The organism is Halomonas sp. DQ26W (genome assembly GCF_003339685.1).
In the GTDB taxonomy this organism is placed as follows: domain Bacteria; phylum Pseudomonadota; class Gammaproteobacteria; order Pseudomonadales; family Halomonadaceae; genus Halomonas.
The window spans coordinates 1-21,146 of the sequence record NZ_QPKI01000034.1; the positions used below are offsets into that span (position 1 = coordinate 1).

The 21,146-nt window shown below is 60.5% G+C and carries 18 protein-coding genes; 7 read left to right on the forward strand and 11 right to left on the reverse strand.

Annotated elements, in window-relative coordinates; genetic code table 11:
* Positions 1 to 236: 236 nt before the first annotated feature.
* Positions 237 to 1,376: a DUF294 nucleotidyltransferase-like domain-containing protein gene (locus tag DU490_RS15165; protein WP_114575112.1), complete on the forward strand. Its 1,140-nt coding sequence runs from the start codon at positions 237 to 239 to the stop codon at positions 1,374 to 1,376.
* A 201-nt stretch (positions 1,377 to 1,577) separates the two neighbouring features.
* Here the strand turns inward: DU490_RS15165 and DU490_RS15170 are convergent, their stop codons facing one another.
* Genes DU490_RS15170 through DU490_RS15185 form a run of 4 tightly spaced genes read right to left on the reverse strand, consistent with a single transcriptional unit; the run spans position 1,578 to position 6,958 of the window.
* Entirely contained in the window at positions 1,578 to 4,310 is a 2,733-nt protein-coding gene (locus DU490_RS15170) for a sensor histidine kinase (protein ID WP_114575113.1), read from the reverse strand.
* Between the two features lie 4 nt (positions 4,311 to 4,314).
* Positions 4,315 to 4,527, reverse strand: coding sequence for a hypothetical protein (locus tag DU490_RS15175; protein WP_114575114.1), 213 nt, complete (start codon positions 4,525 to 4,527; stop codon positions 4,315 to 4,317).
* Positions 4,524 to 6,587 (reverse strand): exonuclease domain-containing protein, encoded by a 2,064-nt coding sequence (locus tag DU490_RS15180; RefSeq protein WP_114575115.1) that lies wholly within the window; start codon positions 6,585 to 6,587, stop codon positions 4,524 to 4,526. Before DU490_RS15180 ends, DU490_RS15175 begins: the two co-directional genes overlap by 4 nt.
* Positions 6,587 to 6,958 carry a response regulator transcription factor gene (locus tag DU490_RS15185; RefSeq protein WP_114575116.1) on the reverse strand — a complete coding sequence of 124 codons (372 nt, stop codon included), beginning with the start codon at positions 6,956 to 6,958 and terminating at the stop codon, positions 6,587 to 6,589. Before DU490_RS15185 ends, DU490_RS15180 begins: the two co-directional genes overlap by 1 nt.
* A gap of 201 nt (positions 6,959 to 7,159) precedes the next feature.
* Here DU490_RS15185 and DU490_RS15190 point away from each other — a divergent pair, with 201 nt between their 5' ends.
* On the forward strand, positions 7,160 to 7,837 hold the full coding sequence (locus DU490_RS15190; protein ID WP_114575117.1) for a glutathione S-transferase family protein: 678 nt from the start codon (positions 7,160 to 7,162) through the stop codon (positions 7,835 to 7,837).
* 9 nt (positions 7,838 to 7,846) lie between these two features.
* Here the strand turns inward: DU490_RS15190 and DU490_RS15195 are convergent, their stop codons facing one another.
* The 5 genes from DU490_RS15195 to metG all read right to left on the reverse strand — a co-directional run bounded on the left by DU490_RS15195 (position 7,847) and on the right by metG (position 13,282).
* Entirely contained in the window at positions 7,847 to 8,131 is a 285-nt protein-coding gene (locus tag DU490_RS15195; RefSeq protein WP_114575118.1) for a hypothetical protein, read from the reverse strand.
* Between the two features lie 291 nt (positions 8,132 to 8,422).
* The gene (locus DU490_RS15200) at positions 8,423 to 9,484 is read right to left on the reverse strand and encodes a hypothetical protein (RefSeq protein WP_114575119.1); all 1,062 of its coding nucleotides are present in this window, start codon (positions 9,482 to 9,484) and stop codon (positions 8,423 to 8,425) included.
* 97 nt (positions 9,485 to 9,581) lie between these two features.
* Entirely contained in the window at positions 9,582 to 10,220 is a 639-nt protein-coding gene (nth, locus tag DU490_RS15205) for an endonuclease III (RefSeq protein ID WP_114575120.1), read from the reverse strand.
* Between the two features lie 22 nt (positions 10,221 to 10,242).
* Positions 10,243 to 11,151: an RnfABCDGE type electron transport complex subunit B gene (locus DU490_RS15210; RefSeq protein ID WP_258801685.1), complete on the reverse strand. Its 909-nt coding sequence runs from the start codon at positions 11,149 to 11,151 to the stop codon at positions 10,243 to 10,245.
* 88 nt (positions 11,152 to 11,239) lie between these two features.
* The gene (gene metG, locus DU490_RS15215; protein ID WP_114575121.1) at positions 11,240 to 13,282 is read right to left on the reverse strand and encodes a methionine--tRNA ligase; all 2,043 of its coding nucleotides are present in this window, start codon (positions 13,280 to 13,282) and stop codon (positions 11,240 to 11,242) included.
* Positions 13,283 to 13,434: 152 nt separating this feature from the next.
* Between metG and DU490_RS15220 the strand changes: the two genes are divergently transcribed.
* The 5 genes from DU490_RS15220 (at position 13,435) to DU490_RS15240 (ending at position 19,138) form a co-directional block, all read left to right on the forward strand.
* Complete coding sequence (locus tag DU490_RS15220) at positions 13,435 to 13,974, forward strand: DUF421 domain-containing protein (protein ID WP_114575122.1); 540 nt, start codon at positions 13,435 to 13,437, stop codon at positions 13,972 to 13,974.
* 148 nt (positions 13,975 to 14,122) lie between these two features.
* Positions 14,123 to 14,392, forward strand: coding sequence for a hypothetical protein (locus DU490_RS15225; RefSeq protein WP_114575123.1), 270 nt, complete (start codon positions 14,123 to 14,125; stop codon positions 14,390 to 14,392).
* A 710-nt stretch (positions 14,393 to 15,102) separates the two neighbouring features.
* Entirely contained in the window at positions 15,103 to 15,672 is a 570-nt protein-coding gene (locus DU490_RS15230) for a hypothetical protein (protein WP_147270472.1), read from the forward strand.
* Between the two features lie 561 nt (positions 15,673 to 16,233).
* On the forward strand, positions 16,234 to 16,743 hold the full coding sequence (locus tag DU490_RS17040; protein ID WP_147270473.1) for a hypothetical protein: 510 nt from the start codon (positions 16,234 to 16,236) through the stop codon (positions 16,741 to 16,743).
* A gap of 7 nt (positions 16,744 to 16,750) precedes the next feature.
* Complete coding sequence (locus DU490_RS15240; RefSeq protein WP_114575126.1) at positions 16,751 to 19,138, forward strand: DNA polymerase II; 2,388 nt, start codon at positions 16,751 to 16,753, stop codon at positions 19,136 to 19,138.
* A gap of 59 nt (positions 19,139 to 19,197) precedes the next feature.
* Here the strand turns inward: DU490_RS15240 and DU490_RS15245 are convergent, their stop codons facing one another.
* Together DU490_RS15245 and DU490_RS15250 are read right to left on the reverse strand one after the other, a co-directional pair.
* Positions 19,198 to 20,334 (reverse strand): LBF_2804 family protein, encoded by a 1,137-nt coding sequence (locus tag DU490_RS15245; RefSeq protein WP_147270474.1) that lies wholly within the window; start codon positions 20,332 to 20,334, stop codon positions 19,198 to 19,200.
* Between the two features lie 143 nt (positions 20,335 to 20,477).
* Positions 20,478 to 21,107 (reverse strand): glutathione S-transferase family protein, encoded by a 630-nt coding sequence (locus tag DU490_RS15250; protein WP_114575128.1) that lies wholly within the window; start codon positions 21,105 to 21,107, stop codon positions 20,478 to 20,480.
* Positions 21,108 to 21,146: the final 39 nt, after the last annotated feature.

The following is a 21,146-nucleotide window of genomic DNA, read 5'->3' on the forward strand; positions in this document are numbered from 1 at the left end:
GCTCCGCATCGCGACTGGCGCCGATAGGCGCCTTGGCGGAGGCCACGGCGTAGGCGATGGTCGCCGGCACTGGCAACCCCGCCGGGAGGCCTGCGGCCTCCAGTCGTGAGCTGAAGCTACTTATATGGCCCCGTCCCGTTGTGCAAGCCCGAAACGTATGGGCTCTTATCCATTAGGACAAGGGAAAGAAGCACGGTGCGGCCTTACACTGGGGGGAGCCTATTCAGGGAGCCCTCATGCGCCTACTGCACCGTGCCTCGCCCTGGCGTGAACTCTTTGCCGCCGACACTCTGCCCGCCCCCGAGACGCTTCCCTCCTTGCTTGCCCCCCTGCGTGATGCGCTGACCGAGCTCGGGCCCGAACCGGACCTGGCGATGGCTCACGCCTGGCAGGCGCGCCTGGTCGAAGCGTTGCAGCGGCTCGATATTCCCGCCTGGCGCATTAGCCAATTGATCAGCGACCATAACGAACTGCTCTACCGGCGGGCCATCCAGCTCTCGCTGGATGAGATGCTGGGGCTGGGCTGGGGTGAGCCCCCGGTCGCCTTTTGTGTGTTGATCCTGGGCTCCGGCGCTCGCCATGAGAGCCTGCTGGGGCCGGACCAGGACAATGCCATGATCATTGCCGATTATCCCGATGAACGGCATACCGAGATCGACGGTTTCTTTCAGTCCCTGGGAGAGCGCTTCACGGCACGGCTGGATGCTGCGGGGATCCCGCTATGTAACGGCCATGTCATGGCGCGCTGGCCGATGTGGCGCAAGCGGCTTTCCGAATGGCGCGATCAGCTGACGCTGTGGACCAGCGAACGACGCATAAAGCGCGTACAGCAGAGCAACATCCTGCTCGATTTCCATCCGCTACATGGCGACGAAAGCCTTGCCGAATTGCTGGCCGATCACGTTCAGCAGCTGATGCCAGGCTCGAACTTGTTTCTCGATGAGATGGCGGCACTGTTGAACGAGTCACCCGTGGCGCTGGACCGCTTCGGGCGACTGGCGGGAAACGGCGAAGGAGCACCCCACGAGAATGCCATCAACCTGAAGCTGCAGGGGCTGATACCACTGGTCAGCGCCGTGCGGCTGCTTGCGCTTCGCCATGGTGTGAGAGTCACCGATACGCGTCTTCGGCTGTCTGCATTGGTACTCAAGGAGGCCCTGACGACCACCCAATCGCGAGGTTTGATTGCCGCCCTGGATCGGCTTCAGGAGAGGGTGCTACTGGCACAGCGGGTGAGCCTCAAGGCAGGAGCTTTCCCCGAAGGCTGGGTCGATATCGCTCACATGGAGGGCGACCAGCGGTTGCTTCTTCGCCATGACATGCACGCAATTCGTAGTCTGGTCAGGCTGGCCCAGAAGGGGGCGGGGACTCGCTGATCATGACTTCCGTTTCCTTCCCTGGAGGGGGCGGATCAATCCATCACACTAGGCAAGCTCCGAAGGTTTCTCAGTCCTCCTCCAGTTTTCTCACGAGTTGCTGTCGTCGGCACGCGTTCTTTACGACCGGCTGCAAGGCGGTAGGCGACGAGGGCGCGGCGGGAGCTGGGCGGTTTGTCGCCGGGGTGGCGGCGCTGTGACTCATTCCGGCGCCTGGGGCAGCTCCATGACCAGGCAGGCGCCTTTGAGCTGGGGGGCGTCCTCTACCCAGAGCCTGCCACCCAGGTGGGCAACGATACCGCGGCTGATCGGCAAGCCTAGGCCGCTGCCTCTGGGCCGCCCTCTGGCCTTGCCTGCACTACCGCTGAAGCGCTTGATCTGATGGAATTTCTCGAAGACTCGTTCGCGCTCTTCGGCAGCGATGCCGGGGCCGTTGTCCTCCACGCTGAGGCGAACGTGTTCCTTGTGCCTCGCCAGGTGGAGACGAACCTGGGGATTGTCGTCATCGGCAAACTTGCCGGCATTGTCGAGCAGGTTGATGATTACTTGCTCCAGGCGGTCCGGGTCGCCGATGACAGGTGCCTCGTCCATATCGATGTCGACCTGGAGCGTAACCCCGCGGTCCTCCTGCAGGCGGTGCACCGCATCCACGCTGTGGCGGGTCAGGGTCACCAGGTCGAGCCGCTGGGGGCTCAGGGTCAGTCTTCCGCTTTCCAGCCGCGCCAGGTCAAGTATTTCCTCAATCAGGCGAGAGAGCCGTTGGCTCTCCAGCACGACCACTTCGAGAAAATGAATGCGCTTGTCTTCCGGCAGGTCCTTGCCGTCGCGCAGGATCTCGGCAAAGGCGCGTATCGAGGTCAGGGGGGTGCGCAGTTCGTGGCTGACCATGGCAACGAACTCGTCCTTGAGGCGGTCGAGCTCGCGCAGGCGCTCGTTGGCAGCTCGCAACTCTTCGCCGATCTTGGCTAGCTCGTTGGATTTCTGTTCGAGGCGGCGGTTGTATTCGAGTGTCTGAGAAGTGGTGTCGAGAATGCTCAGAATCGATTCCAGGTCCAGGGCCTCGCCACGCACCACGGAATTGATCAGCACCCTTGCCGAGGCGCTCCCCAGGGCGCCTGAAAGGGCCTGCTCAGCACGGGCGATCATCGCCGGTGGTGCCGGATCGGAATTGTTCGGGTTGCTCTTCTGGTCGGCGAGTATTCGGGCGGTAGCGTTGGCGCCGAGGTAACGGCTCAGCAGGGTCTGCAATTCGCCGCGAGTGGTCTGGCCGCGCCACAGGGAGGTGTGCTGCAATCCCGGATTCATGGCGTTGGTGAACAGCGCCGCCTGGGTCTGCTCCAGCGCACTCTGACGAGTAAAGAGGGAAACGCCGACCAGAATGCCGACGTTGGCCAGCAGGCTCCAAAGCAGCGAGTGGCTGTAGATGTCCCATCCCTCTAGGCCGAACAGTGCATAGGGGCGCAGCCAGCCAAGCCCCCACAGCCCCTGTTCTAGAAAGTCGGGATTGAGCCAGCCCGACTGGGCGAAGCCCGGCAGCAGCAAGGTGTATACCCAGATTACAAAACCAGCGATCAGGCCCAGGCTGGCGCCCACTCGGGTTGCACCTCGCCAGTACATGCCGATCAAAAGAGCGGGTGCGAACTGGGCGGCGGCGGCGAAGGAGACCAGGCCAATGGTGACTAGGCTGTAAGAGTCACCGATCAGCGCATGATAGAGGTAGCCCAGCAGCAGGATCAGCACGATGGCAACGCGGCGAATTCCCAGCAGCCAGCCGGCGAGTTCGCCCTGGGAGCTGAGCTGTAGGCGCTTGGAGCGCAGCAGCAGCGGCATCACCAGTTGGTTGCTGACCATGGTGGAGAGTGCAATGGTCTCGACGATCACCATGCCGGTTGCCGCCGAGAGGCCGCCGATGAAGACCAGCAGGGGTATGCCTTCGAGCCCTGCGGACAACGGCAGCGTCAGCACGAAGCTGTCCGGGTCGCTATTGCCGACCGGCAGCAGCATTCCAGCCATGGCAATGGGGATCACGAACAGGTTGATGGCGACCAGGTAGAGCGGGAAGAGCCAGCTGGCGCGCCTGAGGTGGCGCTCATCCACGTTTTCCACTACCAGTACCTGGAACTGGCGGGGCAGGGTCAGAAACGCCAGAAATGCCAGCACCAGGGTGCCGACCCAGCCGGTTGCACCGCCGGGCACCGCATCGAGACCGAGAGCTCCAACCAGTCGAGGGCTCTCGGCAACCTGGCTGAACAGGTCCATCGGGCCATTGAACATCACGAACACCACGAACACGCCGATGGTCAGGAAGGCAACCAGCTTGACCAGCGACTCGAAGGCAATTGCCGCCACCATGCCTTCATGGCGTTCACTGGCGTCCAGGTGTCGGGTACCGAAGAGGATGATGAACACTGCCAGGACCAGGGCGACCCAGAAGGACTTGTCGACCCAGAAGCTCTCGTCGGCCAGGCGAAAGTCGGCGGCTTGCGGATAGTTGACCAGCACGGCATGGCTCAGGGTGATGGCCTTGAGCTGCAGGGCGATATAGGGAGTGATGCCGATCAGGGCGATCAGCGCCACCAGGGCACCGAGGCTCGAACTCTTGCCGTAGCGGGCACTGATGAAATCGGCAATGGAGGTGATGCGCTGGGTGCTGGCGATGCGCACCATCTTGCGAATCATGAAGGGGGCCATGAGCATGGCCAGGGTCGGCCCCAGATAGATCAACAGAAAGCTGGGCCCGGACTCCGCGGCGCGCCCCACGCTGCCATAGAAGGTCCATGCGGTGCAGTAGACCGCAATCGACAGGGCGTAGACGGTGGGCGAGCCGATCACGGAGCGGCCCGTCTCGGCGCGCCGGTCGCCCCAGGCGGCAATGACGAACAGCAGTGCCAGGTAGCCGAAGGCGACCGTCAGCACCACCGGATCGGTTCTCATCGCGTCAAGTGTCCTCCTGCCGGTGTTCCATCAGCCAGGCGGCCAATCCGATCACTATCAGCCAGACGAGGAACAGATAAAGTGGCAGCCACGAGAGGCCTCGCTCGGCGGGCCGGTTGAAGATCAGCACAAGCGGGGGCGAGAACATCAAGACTGCGAGACAGATGAGGGCAATCAGCCTTGCATGGGTGCGGGCTTCTGTCCTGGATTCGTTCATGTGCAGGCGTCCTCCCGGTCGAAGGCACTGGCTTGAAGCGCGAGCGCCTGTTCCAGGGTTTCTATGCCTCTCGCCTCAAGGCGGGGAAGTAGTGCCAGCCACAGTTCTGCTGTGACTCGGGCATCACCCAATGCGGTGTGCCGCGTCCCGGGCGGAAAGCGGAGACTGTAGCGGTCGGCCAGGGTATCCAAGTCGTGTCCGTCCAGGCTTTCGTCCAGGGCTCGCGATATCAGCAATGTATCCAGCACCGGCATGTCCAGTGTGACACTGGCTCCCGGGGGCTGTAAGGCAAGCAGGTCGAAGGCCGCATTGTGGGCCAATACAACCGCATCGCCGATATAGTTGCGAAAGCGCGGTAACAGCACGGGCAGGGGGGGAGCGCCGCTGACGTCGCTGTCGGTGAGACCGTGGATCGCCGTACTGGCCGGGGGGATCGGCTTGCCAGGATCGACCCGAACGTCGAAGACGTCACTTGCCAGTAGTCTGGCGTTGACGATACGACAGGCGCCAATACTTATCACCGTGTCACCACGGCGCAATTCAAGGCCGGTGGTTTCGGTATCGAAGGAGACGATCTCCAGGGCGCGCAGTGGCCTGCGGGCGAGCTCGGCATCAGGAGGCGGCAGGTCGGCGATGCCGAAGTCATGAAATTCGGGACGCGGTGCCGCCAGCGTGCGTGGAGCACCGACGCGCTCCACGGCGGGCAGTGGCAGGCGCAGCCGGGCGTGCCGGCCATCGTTGTCGGCCAGGCTCCAGGCATCGCTGTCGTGCTGACGCAGCAGGTCGCCCACCCGCGGCGATAGGGGCAAGGCGTCGAGTCGTTCGTCGCTCCAGGCTGCCAGTTCGCGCTGGGAGAGCGGCTTGCCGGACCAGATGAGGTCTAGGTATACGCGCCGATTGCCGAGCAGCATCTCGGCCTCGAAGGAGGTGGTGCCGACATGGTCCTGCAGGCGTTTCAGCAGGGATTCCAGCAGCACCAGCAGCGCCGGGGCATCACCCTTGAACCAGGCCGGCATGCCAATCGGCAAAACTTCCAACGGCTCGTCACCGAGGCGTTCGTTGAGCGACTGCCACAGGTCGTTGGACCACAGCGGTACCAGCCGTTCACCCTGCTGCTGCATGTCTTCGATTAGCTTGCCCAGGCTTTCGATGCCCTGACCCAGGGCCTGGCTCTCCTCACCGATTACGGATTCAAGTCGGTCACGAAGCGTGTCGTCGAGCCGCCCGGCAAGCCGCGCGCTGCTCAGGGTCTCAGCGGCGCTGCTGAGGCTTGCCCCGTGGCGACGCAAGGGTGTCAGCATATCGGCAAGCCCGGCGCGGGCGCCCATCTCGCTGGTCCAGGCGGCGGTGGCATCGGTCAGGGTGAGCAGCGTTTCGCCGTTGCTGTTGGGCACTCGGCGCATCACCACGTGCAGCCAGCGTTCATCGCAAGGGATCAGCAGTTCACGCGGGGCGCCATCTTTCGGCAGTTGGCCCAGGGCGTCCTGTAGGCTGGTGACGGGCAGCAGGGCATCAAGCCGCTTGCCTAGCCCGAGGCCGGGGTTGTCATCGAAGAGGGTCTCGGCAGCCTGGTTGAACAGCAAAAGGCGCCGATGGTGATCGCTCAGCAGCAAGGGGGTGTCGAGCACTTGCAGCAGTGTCTCGAGTTCCTGGCGAATCCGCGCGGCACTGCGTGCCCCTTCGGCGTGGGCGGTAGCCAGCCGTTGACGGTCCGCTCGCCAGGCATCACGGACGCGCATGATATCCGGGCCAAGGCCGCGCAGCCAGCCTTCGGGCGGGTAGTCCTCGCGGGCGTCGGGGTTGGCGACGAGGCGGGCGAGTTGGACCTGCAGGTGACGCAAGGGGGTGAAAAGCATGCGTTCGAGCAGCAGCCCAACTAGAAAAATCGTGCCGCCGCCGGAAAAACAGCCTAGCCAGAGCACCAGACGCGCAAGCCCCTGGGGCTGGAATAGGCTATCCAGCCAGGCGGCGAACAGCGCCCCGCCAAAGAGGCTGATGCCGCTCAGTAGCAGCCACAGGCCGATCAAGCGTTGGCGCTTGGGGAGCTTGCCCCGCATCATCATGCGTCCTCGGCCAGCAGGCTCTTGACCTTCTCGACCAGCGCCTGGGTGGAGAAGGGCTTGGTCACGTAATCGTCGGCACCCAGGGCGAGGCCCTTCTCTCGTTCGACCTCGCGGCCGTGGGCGGTGAGCATGATGATCGGCAGGCGGGCGTGCTGTGGGTCGCCGCGCAGCTGTTCTAGTACGTCGAACCCACTGATCCCCGGCAGGCTGATGTCCAGCAAGATCAGGTCCGGGGGCGTTTCGGCGACCCTCTCAAGTGCGCTCTCGCCATCCTCGGCGGTGACCACATCGAAGCCGGCCTGCTGCATCAGGAACTCGATCGACAGGACGATATTGGGTTCATCGTCCACCACCAGCACCTTGGCCATTGAGTACTCCTCCAGGGTCTTTATACGTTAGCGTCTTTATTCGTTGTTACGGATCAGTCTAGTGGGCAGAGGGGGACCGGCAAAGACGACCTTGGGCCAAACTGACAGGGTCTTAGTGTGACATACCGGTTCCATTTACCTTCAGAGCCGGTTCTGTTCTCCTTCAGGGCCTATGCTGCTTTAATCAGAGAGAGTCGCTCAATGATACGTGTCCATCATCTAGAAAACTCTCGCTCCCAGCGAGTGCTATGGCTGCTGGAAGAGCTCGGTACGCCGTATGAAGTGATCGAATACCAACGTGACCCGCAAACGCTCAGGGCACCAGAGTCCCTCAAGGTGATTCATCCACTTGGCAAGTCTCCAGTCATCTCGGATGATAGCCGTGATGGCCGCGTGGTGGCCGAATCGGGTGCTATCTTCGAGTACTTGCTCGATCATCATGATCCCGACGCGCGATTACGCCCGTCACCGGGCGGAGTAGCCTATGAACGCTTTCGCTTCTGGCTGCATCATGCCGAGGGTACTGCCATGCCGCCGCTGGTCATGCGCCTGGTGTTCTCACGGCTTGCTAAGCCGCCGGTGCCGACACTGATTCGTCCGTTGGGACGCCTGTTCGCCAAGGGAGTGGAGCAGAAGTTCCTGGGGCCGGAAATTCGCTCGCTCAAGAAGTATTGGGAAGCGGAGTTGGCGATTGCCGAATGGTTCGCCGGAGAATGTTTCAGCGCCGCGGATATTCAGATGAGCTTTCCCGTGCTTGCCCTGGAGGGACGAGGCGGTCTCGAGGGCTACCCGAAGCTACAGTCATTCCTCGATCGCTGCCGTAAGCGTGATGGCTATCGTCGGGCGGTGGAGCAGGGCGGTGAATTCGAGATCAGTTGAGGCACAGGGTTAACGACCTTCATCGCCGTTTTCCACTTTACGAAACTTCGGTCCCCATGGGCCGAGCCACAGCCAGACCTGGAGCACAACGAGTATCGGCAGCAGCCAGGGTGGTGCACCGGTGACGGATGCCAGTACATGATAGATCATGTAGGCGGTTAAGCCGGCAACCAGGCCCACGACAGGGAACATGAAGGGGCGCTCATAGCCGGGTCTGCGTGTCAGGCGAAACAGCGAGCCGGTGAAGGCGCCGAAGGTGGCGGCCATGGCGAGGGGCAGCAGTATCTCTTGCATGGGAGTCTCATTATTCTGGAAAGCGTCTGCGTTCGACTCAGCGTAACGCGTTCCTCTGGCCAAGGACATTAAGACCTTTGATTAGGTGGAAGGAGAGCGTCATCGGCAATTAGCACTGGGATTGTGAAGATTGTCCTTGGCTGGCCGATTACAGCGGCAACCTGTCGCACAGAGCGATCCCAGCTCGCCCCAGTCACTCGTTCAGTGCCCGGGTGCTCTGGTTGAGGTGATACGCCCGGGGCACTGGCAACAGCAGGAATTTTAGTTCACTCAACTCTGCCTCCTGCGCGTTCAGGCTTCGCTGATCAGTTCCAGCCGGCGGCTGGGCCAATGGACCACGGCGGTACGCATTAGCATGCGTTTGGCCAATTTCGGATGTTCGCGGTGAATGACCCGGGAGGCGAAGCTTGTGAGGAAACGAGACTTCATCACGGCCCGGGCTCGGTCCACTCCGGCTTCCTGATAGGGGGTCGAGGCTAGCAGCAAGAAACCATCATCGGGAATCCGCCTAGACTTCATGTTGGCATCGATAATGGCCGCTGCGGTGCCGATGGGTTCCGACAGGTCGGGGCTGTAGGGTCCGATGATCAAGGCGGTGTTGGGCAGATGCAGGAAGTCGAAGCCACGGCCTATGCAGATCACCCATTCCTGATGTTCATTATCAAGTTTACGGGCAACGCCCCGCAGCGAATCCACATGCAGCAGGTTGCCTTCCAGCAGTGGCAGCAGGTCGCGACGGATATCGCTGGGCATATCGGGGCACAGGGCGGTGACTCGTCGCTCCAGGTCACTGGCATCGGTCAGGGCCAGTTTGCTCATGTCGAGGCGGGTATCGTCATCGCCGTGCACGAGCAAGGCATCGCCGTCGGTTTCGAAGCCACAGACCAGGGGATAGACATGGCGATGGTCATGGCCGAACAGCTGTTCCGCCTGGGTACGGATCTCTCGGGCGTGTGCCAGGGCGGCATCGCTGTCGCAGTCAAAGCCGGCACAGCCTCGGGCGCGCTCACCTCGGGAGAAGTGGTAGGTAATGATCATCAGCACGCCATGGCCGCCTCGAATCGCCTCGTACACCGTCTCGGTGAGCATTTCGCCCAGATAGGGCCAGCCGAGATGGAAGATACCGCCAAGGTTGCGAAAGGGAGTGATGATACCCAGCGGTGTGCGAGTGGCGTGGGGAATATGAATACGCCCGTCCATGCACTTCATGACCACGATGCGCGTGGGATGAGCGGCGAGATAGCGTTCACGTGCCAGCCAGGCAGAAGGGCTACAGAAGATGTCTGCATGCTCCTGCGAGAGGGAGAGCAGCGACTCGATTCTCGCTTGGATGGGGTGGTCGTGAATGCGCATGGATCGGCTCGATCATTGTTATTGTCGACTTGTCAGAGTCGCTATCGTCCAACAGCTTGCGCGAATATGCAAAACCCCCCTTGGTCGTACTCGTCATTCAGGCGATATCGACCTTGCCCTTGAATTCGCAGAGATCCTCTATGACACAGCTGCCGCATCTCGGCTTGCGCGCCACGCAGGTGTAGCGTCCATGCAAGATGAGCCAATGGTGAGCATCCTGGAGGAACTCCGTAGGCACATGGCGTAGCAGTTTATTTTCCACCTCCACCACGTCCTTGCCCTTGGCCAGTCCGGTGCGGTTCGATACCCGAAAAATATGGGTGTCTACGGCGATGGTGGGTTCGCCGAAGGCGGTATTGAGAATCACATTGGCGGTCTTGCGGCCGACGCCGGGCAGCGCTTCCAGGGCGGGGCGGGTTCGCGGGACTTCACCGTCATGTTGCTCGACCAATATGTGGCAGGTCTTCATCAGGTTTTCGGCCTTGGTGTTGTACAGGCCTATGGTCCTGATGTGTTCTTTGAGGCTGTTGATACCGAGATCGAGCACCGCCTGTGGTGTATTGGCCACCGGGAACAGCCGTGCGGTAGCCTTGTTAACACCAACGTCCGTGGCCTGGGCGGAGAGCAGCACCGCCGTGAGCAGCTCGAAGGGGGTCGACCAGTGCAACTCGGTGGTGGGTTCGGGGTTGTGTTCGCGCAGGCGTTTGAAGATCTCGTGGCGTTTCTGGGCGTTCATCTCGGGGCCAAGTCTTTGGAGGTCAGCGGGATGGGGTAATGTCGAGGGCGGTGCGAGCGTCGTCGAGCAGTCTGTTCGCCTGTGCTACCCGATTCTGGGCCGTCTCGATTGCCTCTGCAGTGTCCTGGCGTTCGGCATGGGCCAGTTGCTGCCTGGCCCGGCGCAGGGCCCGTTCAGCGGCGTTGACGGCCATCTGGCGTTGACGCTGCTCGAGCCGGTTGTCCGAGGTGCTGCGGCTGGTGCGTGATGTCTGGCGTATCAGGCGCCGCTGGCGCTCCAGGCGTTTCTCACGTGCCTGCCGCGCCAGGCGCTGATTGCGCGCGTCAAAGCGTTTGCGCCCCTTGTGGGCCCGGGATGCCAGATAGGCTTCCTTGGCTGCTTTGCTGTCGGCTGAAGCCCAGTCGGGGTGGGGCAGCAGATCGATACAGTCGACCGGGCAGGGTGCCACGCACAGCTCGCAACCGGTACATTCGGTGCTGATCACGGTATGCATACGCTTGCTGGCGCCGAGAATGGCATCCACTGGGCATGCCTGGATGCACTTGGTGCAGCCGATGCACTCCGCTTCGCGAATCACGGCGGCCAGCGGTAGCTGAGCCGGTTGTTCTAGGGGCATGAGTGGGTGGCCAGTTATCTCGGCTAGCCGAGCGACGGTTTCCTCACCGCCCGGTGGGCAGCGGTTGACTGCCTCACCCTCGGCAATGGCCTCGGCGTAGGGCCGACAGCCGGGGTGCCCGCACTTGCCGCACTGGGTCTGCGGCAGCAGGGTGTCGATGGCGTCGATCAGCTTTGGGTCGCCCGTCACATGCGCTCCTGTAGGGCTAAGGGGGGGGTAACGCTCGATGGCGCTGGCCTGATACATGGCCTGGTCGGTGGCGCGCATGATATCGTCAGGCGTTACGCTGAACTCTTCGCCGCCGGTACCAGCCAAAAGGTAATTCCGGGGCTGGCGTTGTAATGCCAGTCAGCGTAACTGGCTGGCATTACGGCAGTGGCCGTGCTTTTCATATGATCGCGTGTTACCTGACACGCTGGCCGGGCTCGGCGCCGGAATCCGGTGACAGCAGGTAGATACCCTCCTTGTCGCCGGCAGCCAGCACCATGCCCTCTGACATGCCAAAGCGCATCTTGCGCGGCGCCAGGTTGGCGACCATTACCGTCAACCGGCCCTCCAGGGCTTCCGGGGCGTAGGCGGAACGAATCCCGGCGAACACGTTGCGTGTCTCGCCGCCGAGATCCAGGGTCAATTGCAGCAGCTTGTCTGCCCCCTTCACATATTCGGCCTTGGCGATACGTGCGATGCGCAGGTCGACCTTGGCGAAATCGTCGAAGGCGATCTCGCCGGCGATGGGGTCTTCAGCCAACGGCCCCTTGATCGCCTCCTTGAGCTTCTGTTCTTCCACCAGATCCTCCTTTGATGCTTCGATCATGGCATCGATCTTCTCTCGCTCCACGCGGGTCATCAGCGGCTTGAATTTGGCAACTTCATGGCCCAGAAGTACCTCGTGACGACACTGCCAATCGAACGAGTCGAGCTGCAGGAACTGCCGCGCCTGCTCGGCCATGGCCGGTACCACCGGGGCCAGGTAAACCATGAGCTGGCGGAACAGGTTGATGCCCACCGAGCAGATGTCCAGCACTTCCTGCTCGCGACCCTCCTGCTTGGCCAGTACCCACGGCTCCTTGTCGGCGATGTAGGTGTTGGCCTCGTCGGCCAACTCCATGATCTTGCGCACCGCACGACCAAACTCGCGGGCCTCGAAGTCTTCGGCGATGCCGTCGCCGGCGGCGATGAAGTGCGCTACCAGCTCCGGCTCGGCACAGTGTGCCGAGAGCCTGCCATCCCCCAGCTTCTTGACGAAACCGGCGCAACGGCTGGCGATATTGACCACCTTGCCCACCAGGTCGGCATTCACCCGGGCGGCGAAGTCGTCAAGGTTGAGATCCAGGTCGTCGACTCGCGAGGTGAGCTTGGCGGCGAAATAGTAGCGCAGGTACTCAGGATCGAGATGCTCGGCGTAGGTGGCCGCCTTGATGAACGTACCGCGCGACTTCGACATCTTGGCGCCGTTGACGGTAACGAAGCCGTGGCAGTTCACCGCCGTGGGCGTGCGGAAATTGGCACCATGCAGCATGGCGGGCCAGAACAGCGCATGGAAGTAGACGATGTCCTTGCCGATGAAGTGGTAGACCTCGGCCTCGGAATCCTTCTTCCAGAAGTCATCGAAGTCGATGCCGGTACGCTCGCACAGGTTCTTGAAGCTGGCCAGATAGCCGATCGGCGCGTCCAGCCAGACGTAGAAATACTTGCCCGGCGCATCGGGAATCTCGAAGCCGAAGTAGGGGGCGTCGCGTGAGATATCCCACTCGTTGAGCCCCGATTCGAACCACTCCTGCAATTTGTTGCTGATCTGGGTCTGCACGTGGCCGCCGCGCGTCCACTGCTTGAGGAAGTCGGCGAAGTCGGGCAGCTTGAAGAAGTAGTGGGTGGAACTGCGCACCTCGGGCGTGGCGCCGGAGATCGCCGATACCGGATCGATCAACTCCGCCGGAGTATAGGTGGCGCCGCAGGCCTCGCAGTTGTCGCCGTACTGGTCGGCGGTCTTGCACTTGGGGCAGGTGCCCTTGATGAAGCGGTCGGCAAGGAACAGCCCCTTCACCGGATCGTACATCTGCTCGATGTCGCGGGTGGCGATATGCCCGGCGTCGCGCAGGCGGGTGTAGATCAGCTCGCTGAAGTAGCGGTTCTCTTCGGAATGCGTCGAGTGATAGTTGTCGAACGCGACACCGAAGGTGGCGAAATCCGCCTGGTGTTCTGTCGAGACACGCTCGATCAGGGCCTCGGAGCTGATACCTTCCTGCTCGGCGCGCAACATGATCGCGGTGCCGTGGGCATCGTCGGCACAGACATAGTGGCACTCGTTGCCGCGGCTCTTCTGGAAGCGCACCCAAATATCGGTCTGAATATACTCGAGCAGGTGGCCAAGGTGAATCGAGCCGTTGGCGTAGGGCAGGGCACTGGTGACCAGGATCTTGCGCGGGGCGCTTGCGTTGTTCGACATATCGGCTCTGATATTCCCAGGAAAAACAGTCCTCGATTGTAGCCCTGTTGGATCATCACTGCACCCGGTCGATGGGAGTCGTCGAATGGATCAGCACATGACCTGCCAACCTGCACTAGGCTGACACTGGACTCGCTGACAAGGAGACTTGCTTGGATCCGATCTTCTTCGACACTCTTAGCGCCCTGCTGCGCACGGCGGTGCTGGGCGTGCTGGGCTATGCCAGCCTGGTGTGCCTGCTGCGGATTTCCGGGCGTCGTACGCTATCGAAAATGAACGCCTTCGATCTGGTCGTGACGGTGGCACTGGGTTCGGTACTCGCCACCGTCATGCTCAGCGAGGACGTGACCCTGGCTCAGGGCGCGCTGGCCTTTGCGCTTCTGGTTGGCATGCAGTACCTGGTCACCTGGGCCAGCGTTCGCCAGCGCTGGGTACGGCAACTGGTCACCGGCGAACCGGCGCTGCTTTTCTTTCGTGGGGATTATCTGTCACATGCCCTGGTGAAAGCGCGAGTCACCAAGGATGAGGTGCGCGCGGCAGTCCGCGCAGCTGGCCTTGCCGATTTAAGCAAGATCGAGGCTGTCGTGCTCGAAACCGACGGCTCCTTCAGCGTGTTGGGCAACCGAGCCGGGGGCGACGCGCCAAGCCTCGAGGGGGTAACGACCCCCGGACAGAACAGGCTGCGTCAATGAGCGCGTCTGATTGCTGGTTGGCGCCACCACTTGCGTTCCTTTAGACTGCAGGCATGCGGTGTAGGGCTAACGGATTAGTCCCATTAGCATGCTCTCGCATCTCCTGTTGCGCATCATCCGTAAAACGAACGTTTATAAGGATGATACGATGAAACTGCAACACGCACTTCCCCTGCTCATGGTGATAGCTCTGGTTGCCGGCTGCGGTGCCAACGCCGTGGCGCCGCGCTATACCAGCGAAAACCCCGAAATCCTGCGGATCGGCAACGACCGACCGGCCGACCCTGAAAAGAGCGTCGAGGACCTTGGGTCCTACTGCATTGAAGTGACCGAAACCTGGAATGCCCACGGCTCCACGCCGGATGGCAAGATACTCTGGGCCAAGGACACTAGCCGTGCCGTGGTGCCCTGCGACTGAAGCGATTCCATCTTAGTGCTTCTCCGGCCCATCCCTGCATGGGCCGGAACTCCCCCGCACCGACCCATCCGCATGACACCCTTCTCTCATCATAATCCATCATAATCCGAAGTTTCCCTACGCAACTCGATGAAAGTGTGAGTAGGCTGTCGTGTAAAAACAAGTATCAGCGCCATCCGTGCGTGTTGCCATGTGGCGACATTGCGTGCTGCCAATGCCAGGGAATCTGACCAGTCGCTACAATTCCCCTGTGGTAGCGTGCCCAGAAGTAGACTCAATACCGCCACCACACGTCGCATCGACGAGCTGTGAGAGTCAGCTTTAGCTCTCGACCGGTGGAGATTGACGTAGCCAGGTGAAGGCAGCACGGCATCGGCAGTTTCCTAGGGTTGAGCGAAGGGTAGAAGACAACCCGAAACAGCCATTGTCGGTTTCATCGGCTATTGTTGGAGGTAGCTTTAGCTCGCGACTGGCGGAGGTTGACGTGGCCCGATGAGGGCGGCTTGGTGCCGGCATTGGGGGGTGTGCAACGAAGGGCTGGAGACGACCCAAAGCAGACGAGGTGACAAAGGCAGCAGGCGTTGAGTTTCTGGAAACATAGCCAAATTCCATTTAACTACGTGAAGGCTCAAGGGGTTACTAGAAGTTTGGAAAGCTGATTTGCTGAATAAAGCTATCGTCTAATTTCTATTAGATTTCTCGGTGATGTTATGAATATTGATCCTCTAACATGGATGCAGTCAGTCCTTAGTTCTCTAGGTGCAAGATTCATTTGGGCTATTATTGCATTTATGTTAGTAACTTTTTTTACGGCTTATGTTGATCGCCGTAAATTTGCTGGGAAATGGAGTCTAACTATCAATTGGGCACCAGAACATGCAAGAAAGCTAATGGGCGCAGAGCTTCCGGAGCCGCATTCTGTAGGAGATGTTGCGATTACCTATGGTCACGGGCCAAACAAGAAAGATTATTGGGGGATTGGGTATTTTGAACTATTTTCAGGAACTACTCTATATGCTCGTCTCTGTATTGAATTGGCTGACATGGAGGTAAAGAGAAAATTATTTTCGAGCACTTTTCCGTATTTTTTCCGTCTTACGTTAACGAAGCTAAAGCTCCGTTCCAAAATACGTGAGAAGGCCTTGAAGTTTCAGTATGGACCTTGGTCCAACTATCGTATGGAGTTTCACTCCAGCACAGGTAAAATACTACAAGGTAATATCGTGCTTGTCGAGACCAACAAGACGGTAGGCAAGATTGAAGCTAAGCGATTAGTGTGACGGTGCATGTTAAAAAAGGAATAAAAACTAACCAAGCGCTCCAGCTGACGCGCCCCGCTTAGCTTAGAAGTTAACAGGATTAAAGTATGTGGCCAATTCAGGCACCTTTATTGCAGCTTTAGTCATATCATTCATGTTGCCTTATGCGGTAGCGGCGCAGACAATTGACGGCTATGACTTTACGTTACGTTAAGAGATATAAGCTGCAACTGCGGAGCCTGTAAATACAATACGATTAGTCTTGCGGGGAGATTGAATGTAGTCGGAGAAATCTCAGGCCGGTGCAGAGAGTGTGTGAATTGAGTTTTTTGATCAGAGCACGAATCTTCGGTGTCGATGTCGATGTCGATGTCGATGTCGATTGCTTATGCAGGTTGCTGTCCATGAACCTGATCCCGGATGAATTGTTGAAGAAGTTCCTTGGTCGCCAGCAAAGGATAACACCTATAGCTCAGTTGGTCATTCGGGACCCTGCATCTATTAAACAGAAAAGCAAGCTAATTCAGGAGGTGCTTATGATGAGCGTGCTACAGAAGACCTGCTCAATCTGTGGAAAAAGCTATGAAAGTGCCGAATTCAGCTATGGCAACAGAGCCAAACGCTCTTACTGTCGATCTTGCAACAAAACCGAGAAAGCTGCTTATTCTGCAGGTGGTGTTGAATCAGCGCAACTGTTCCGGGAGACACAGCGTGCAAAGTGGAAAGACTAAACTCGAACAATTAATTCAAGGCGATGCGGCTTCACATCCCGGCTTGATTCTGCTGTTATATAAAATCATTATAAATGCCAACTCCTGGCCGATTCCTGTCACTGACTGTATATCTCAGTGGTTGAAGCAGAATCGGCTGGTTTCCTTACTTTTCGTGCCGCGCTATCGTTTTTGCGACTCGCCGAAGCGGCGGCAACACCGCGGTCGCCGATGCGTCGGACCGGAGCTAAAGCTACCTCCAACAATGTTCTTTTATTATGTGGTGGGCGGTCGGGTGGCCTTGTGGCGATCCGGCTTTTTGGTGCCAGCGACGACATTCCCCCTGTCACCGAGTAACATCCTCCTGATCAGGCAGGTATGAGGCGACGGTGAAGGAGCAACAGGGTTTCGTGTTGACCCGCCATTGGCGGGACACCCCCGCGGGTACCGAGGTGACATTCTGGCTCGCCACCGATGCCGGCCCGCGCTGTGTGCGCTTGCCGCCCCAGCCTTCGGTGGCCTTCATTCCCGTCGAGCAGCGCACGCAGGCGGAAGTCTTGCTGTATGGCGAACGCGACGTCGAACTACGCCCGCTTGAGCTTCGCGATTTTCATCACCGGTCCGTGCTGGGGCTCTACTGCCGGCAGCATCGACAGTTGATGCAGCTGGAGAGACGGCTGCGCGAGGCCGGTATCGATGTCTTCGAGGCGGATGTGCGGCCGCCTGAGCGCTACCTGATGGAGCGCTACATCACCGCTCCGGTATGGTTCGCGGAACCAGAGACTTCCCGAGGTGCATTGATCGAGACCCAGCTCAAGCCGGCGCCGGAGTACCGGCCACGGCTCAGGCTGGCGTCGCTGGACATCGAGACCAGCGAGCGGGGCGATCTCTACTCCATTGCCCTGGAGGGCTGCGGTCAGCGCCAGGTCTTCATGCTGGGGCCGGCGAATGGAAGGGAGGCTGAGTCGGGCGATGCGCCCGAGTCCCGGGACCTTTCCCTACTCTACTGCGATGACCGCAAGGCGCTGCTGGTACGATTGAATGAATGGATCGCAGAGCATGATCCGGATGCGATCATCGGCTGGAATCTGGTGCAGTTCGACCTGCGCATCCTGCAGCGCCACGCCGAGCAATTCGGCGTTCCGTTGCTGTTTGGCCGAGGCGGTGAACCCATGGAGTGGCGAGCCCACGGCAGCAATGCCAACCACTTTTTTGCCTCGGCCGCGGGTCGGTTGATCATCGACGGCATCGAGATGCTGCGCCAGGCAACCTGGCGTTTTGACTTGTTCAGCCTGGAGCACGTTGCCCAGGAGCTGTTGGGCGAGGGCAAGGCCATCGACAGCCCCTACCAGCGCATGGACGAGATCAACTGCATGTTCGCCGAAGACAAGCCTCGACTTGCCCGCTACAACCTCAAGGACTGCGAGCTGGTCACGCGAATCTTTGCCGAGACCGAGCTGATCGACTTCCTGCTCGAGCGGGCCGCCGTCACCGGCTTGCTTGCCGACCGGAGCGGTGGCTCGGTGGCGGCGTTTTCGCATCTCTACCTGCCACGCATGCACCGGCTGGGCTTCGTGGCACCGAATCTTCTCCAAGGGCGTGGCGAGGGCGAGGACAGTCCGGGCGGCTTCGTCATGGATTCCCGGCCGGGGCTCTACGACTCGGTACTGGTACTGGATTTCAAGAGCCTCTATCCCTCGATCATCCGCACCTTCCTGATCGACCCGGTGGGGCTGGTGGAGGGTCTTGGTGAGCCGCAGGAGGATAGCGTGCCCGGTTTCCGTGGGGCCCGTTTTTCACGCACGCAGCACGCCCTGCCCGATATCGTGGAGCGCGTTTGGCAGGGCCGCGAGGCGGCCAAGCGCGAACGCAATGCGCCCCTGTCCCAGGCGTTGAAGATCATCATGAACGCTTTCTACGGCGTACTGGGCTCCAGGGGTTGCCGCTTCTTCGACCCCCGGCTTGCCTCGTCGATTACGCTACGTGGCCACGCCATCATGCATCGCACACGGGAGCTGATCGAAGACAGGGGATATACCGTTATCTACGGTGACACCGACTCGACCTTCGTGTGGCTAGGCAGTCGAAGAAGTGAAGCGGAGGCCGGCGCCATCGGGCGCGAGCTGGCGGCAAACGTCAATCGCTGGTGGGACGAGCACCTGACATCGACACTGGGGTTGGAAAGTGCCCTGGAGCTGCAGTTCGAGACGCATTTCTGTCGCTTCCTCATGCCAACCATCCGCGGCGCCGAGCAGGGCAGCAAGAAGCGCTATGCGGGCTTGGTGCGGGGGGAAGACGGCAGTGAGCACATCGTCTTCAAGGGGCTCGAGGCGGTTCGTGCGGATTGGTCGCCACTGGCCAAGGTTTTCCAGCAGGAGCTCTACCGGCGCATTTTCACCCTCCAGCCGCACCGTGAGTTCGTGCGTGACTACGTTCGGCGCACGCTCGCCGGTGAGTACGATGAGCGGCTGGTCTATCGCAAGCGGCTGCGACGCAGGCTCGACGACTATCGTCGCAACGTGCCGCCCCATGTGCGTGCGGCGCGGCTGGCCGACGAATACAATCAGCAGCTGGGCCGGCCCAGGCAATACCAGAACGGCGGCTGGATTCGCTATGTGATGACCGTGGCGGGCCCTGAACCGCTGGAAACACGCCGCTCCGCCATCGATTATCACCACTACCTGAGCCGGCAGCTGCAGCCGGTGGCCGATGCCATCCTTCCTTTCGTCGGCGATGACTTTTCTGCACTGGTCGATCGTCAATTGGGCCTGTTCTGAGGAGAGCACCGTCCGATACGCCTCTTGGGCGTGGCGGGAAGGGGACCTGGGCGGCGATGCTAGGTTGGCTCACGGCCCTCCAGCATTTGCTTGCGCATTACCTTAATATGCTCCTCGTCGTACGTTGCCCCGCAGGCCTCGTGGACTTCCTGCAAGAAGCGCCGGGGCCTGCCCCGCCATTTGTCGCCCAGAACCGTGGCAACGCTAAGGATATCTAGGACCCAGCGCGTTTCTGCCTCGTCGAGCGTGTCGAGTTGACGCCGGTGGCCCGGCCAGTCGATGGCCAGTTGCCTGTCGCTCACTTCGAAAGCGTCGAGCAGCCGGGAGAGCAAGTAGACGTGGTTGGTGTGTGCGTCCTGGTTGCGCATGATCAGCTCTCCCATGCCGTGCAGGATCACCTCGCGCGCGGTGCTGCCCAGTTGATCGAGGTCGTCTTCCAGGCGCTGCATCAGAGACTCTATCGTATAGGGGCCAAGGGCCTGGACCTTGGCCTTGCGCATGATGCGCCAGGTGATGATGGCGTTCCAGATAGCATAGAGTGGCCCGGTGGCCAGCGGCAGCAACCCACGCATGGCCATGCGGCCGAAGACACGCCTCAGCAGCACACGCAGGATGAAGCTGCTGACCCCGACTTTCATCCGATACATGACAGAGATTAGCGTCAGCTTCCACTGGCCCATCTGGGCATAGGGGTAGATGCCATAGATGCGGTGCCTGGGGCTGGGGAGCTCTAGCGCCACGCGTGACATGCCACTCAGCAGCAGTCTTGCGTGCTCGCTGTCCTGAAGCGGGATGCCGGCGACCTGGCTAGTCTGGGCGACGCCACGCAAGGCGTTCCAGTATAGGAAAAGGACTTCCATCAAGCTGACTACGCCCGCGACCACGGAGAAGCCGGCCCAGTAGGGTAGTTGCTCCATCAGGGTCATGTCCTCCATACCATCGAGCATGCCCTGGCGCATGAACCACTCCATGCTGCCGATGACGCCCCCCGACAGGATCCCTGCAATGGCCGACCAGGTTATCGCCCGGCGGCTTGCCCGCTTGAGCGCGGTCCGTTCTGCATTACTGCACGCCTGTGATGGATAGTGCTCCCTGGGCGACTGTTTTTTCAGATAGTCCGCCGCACGGCGTTCGAGAATATTGGGTTCCGGAGAGTACTGCTGATCCGGTGGTTGGGCTGAAAAGGTTTCTGCCATAGGGATGGGTCGACATCTTGTGGCTTCAGGATTCGAGATCATGTTGCTCAGGGTAGACGCAGATCGGCGAATGGGACGAGATAAACGAGGCTGATAGCCGCGTCTGGGCTGTGATAGGGGGAGAAGGCCGCGCCGTGGCGCAATCAGGGCTGTGGGATTGCGTTGACTTCCTTGGGGCAGTGATAGCCCCGCTGCACCGCTGGCCTGGCGGCCATGTTTTGGTACCAATGCTTCACGCTGGGATAGTCGTTGAGGTCAATGTGCTGCCACTCAAAGCGGGAAACCCATGGCCAGGTCGCCATGTCGGCGATGCCGTATTCACCGGCAAGGTATTTGCTTTCGTCAAGGCGTCTGTCGAGGACGCCGTAGAGGCGCTGTGCCTCGCCGTGAAACCGTTCCTCCGCATAGGGCGCCTTCCCTGGGTTGAAGTGCAGAAAGTGGTGGGCCTGGCCCAGCATGGGGCCGATGCCGCCCATCTGCCACATCAACCACTCCAGTGCGCGGTGGCGCCCCTCGAGGTCGCTGGGCAGGAATCGACCGCTTTTCTCGGCGAGATAGACCATGATGGCCCCTGACTCCATCAACACGATGCCGGTTTCGTTATCGCGAATCGCCGGGATCTTGTTATTGGGGCTTACCGCCAGGAACGTCGACTCGAACTGCTTGCCCTGGGTGATATCCACGGCGTGGGCGCGGTAGGGCAGACCGAGCTCTTCCAGCAGGATGGAGACCTTGCGGCCATTCGGTGTCGTCCAGGTCCAGAGGTCGATCATCGTCATTTCCTTGTCGCTTGTTCATTGTCTCAGGCAGGT

Excerpts from the sequence above, each read along its gene's own strand:
- DU490_RS15165 (WP_114575112.1), top strand. The coding sequence starts at position 237 with ATGCGCCTACTGCACCGTGCCTCGCCCTGGCGTGAACTCTTTGCCGCC.
- DU490_RS15170 (WP_114575113.1), bottom strand. The coding sequence starts at position 4,310 with ATGAGAACCGATCCGGTGGTGCTGACGGTCGCCTTCGGCTACCTGGCA.
- DU490_RS15175 (WP_114575114.1), bottom strand. The coding sequence starts at position 4,527 with ATGAACGAATCCAGGACAGAAGCCCGCACCCATGCAAGGCTGATTGCC.
- DU490_RS15180 (WP_114575115.1), bottom strand. The coding sequence starts at position 6,587 with ATGATGCGGGGCAAGCTCCCCAAGCGCCAACGCTTGATCGGCCTGTGG.
- DU490_RS15185 (WP_114575116.1), bottom strand. The coding sequence starts at position 6,958 with ATGGCCAAGGTGCTGGTGGTGGACGATGAACCCAATATCGTCCTGTCG.
- DU490_RS15190 (WP_114575117.1), top strand. The coding sequence starts at position 7,160 with ATGATACGTGTCCATCATCTAGAAAACTCTCGCTCCCAGCGAGTGCTA.
- DU490_RS15195 (WP_114575118.1), bottom strand. The coding sequence starts at position 8,131 with ATGCAAGAGATACTGCTGCCCCTCGCCATGGCCGCCACCTTCGGCGCC.
- DU490_RS15200 (WP_114575119.1), bottom strand. The coding sequence starts at position 9,484 with ATGCGCATTCACGACCACCCCATCCAAGCGAGAATCGAGTCGCTGCTC.
- nth (WP_114575120.1), bottom strand. The coding sequence starts at position 10,220 with ATGAACGCCCAGAAACGCCACGAGATCTTCAAACGCCTGCGCGAACAC.
- metG (WP_114575121.1), bottom strand. The coding sequence starts at position 13,282 with ATGTCGAACAACGCAAGCGCCCCGCGCAAGATCCTGGTCACCAGTGCC.
- DU490_RS15225 (WP_114575123.1), top strand. The coding sequence starts at position 14,123 with ATGAAACTGCAACACGCACTTCCCCTGCTCATGGTGATAGCTCTGGTT.
- DU490_RS15230 (WP_147270472.1), top strand. The coding sequence starts at position 15,103 with ATGAATATTGATCCTCTAACATGGATGCAGTCAGTCCTTAGTTCTCTA.
- DU490_RS17040 (WP_147270473.1), top strand. The coding sequence starts at position 16,234 with ATGAAAGTGCCGAATTCAGCTATGGCAACAGAGCCAAACGCTCTTACT.
- DU490_RS15245 (WP_147270474.1), bottom strand. The coding sequence starts at position 20,334 with ATGGCAGAAACCTTTTCAGCCCAACCACCGGATCAGCAGTACTCTCCG.
- DU490_RS15250 (WP_114575128.1), bottom strand. The coding sequence starts at position 21,107 with ATGATCGACCTCTGGACCTGGACGACACCGAATGGCCGCAAGGTCTCC.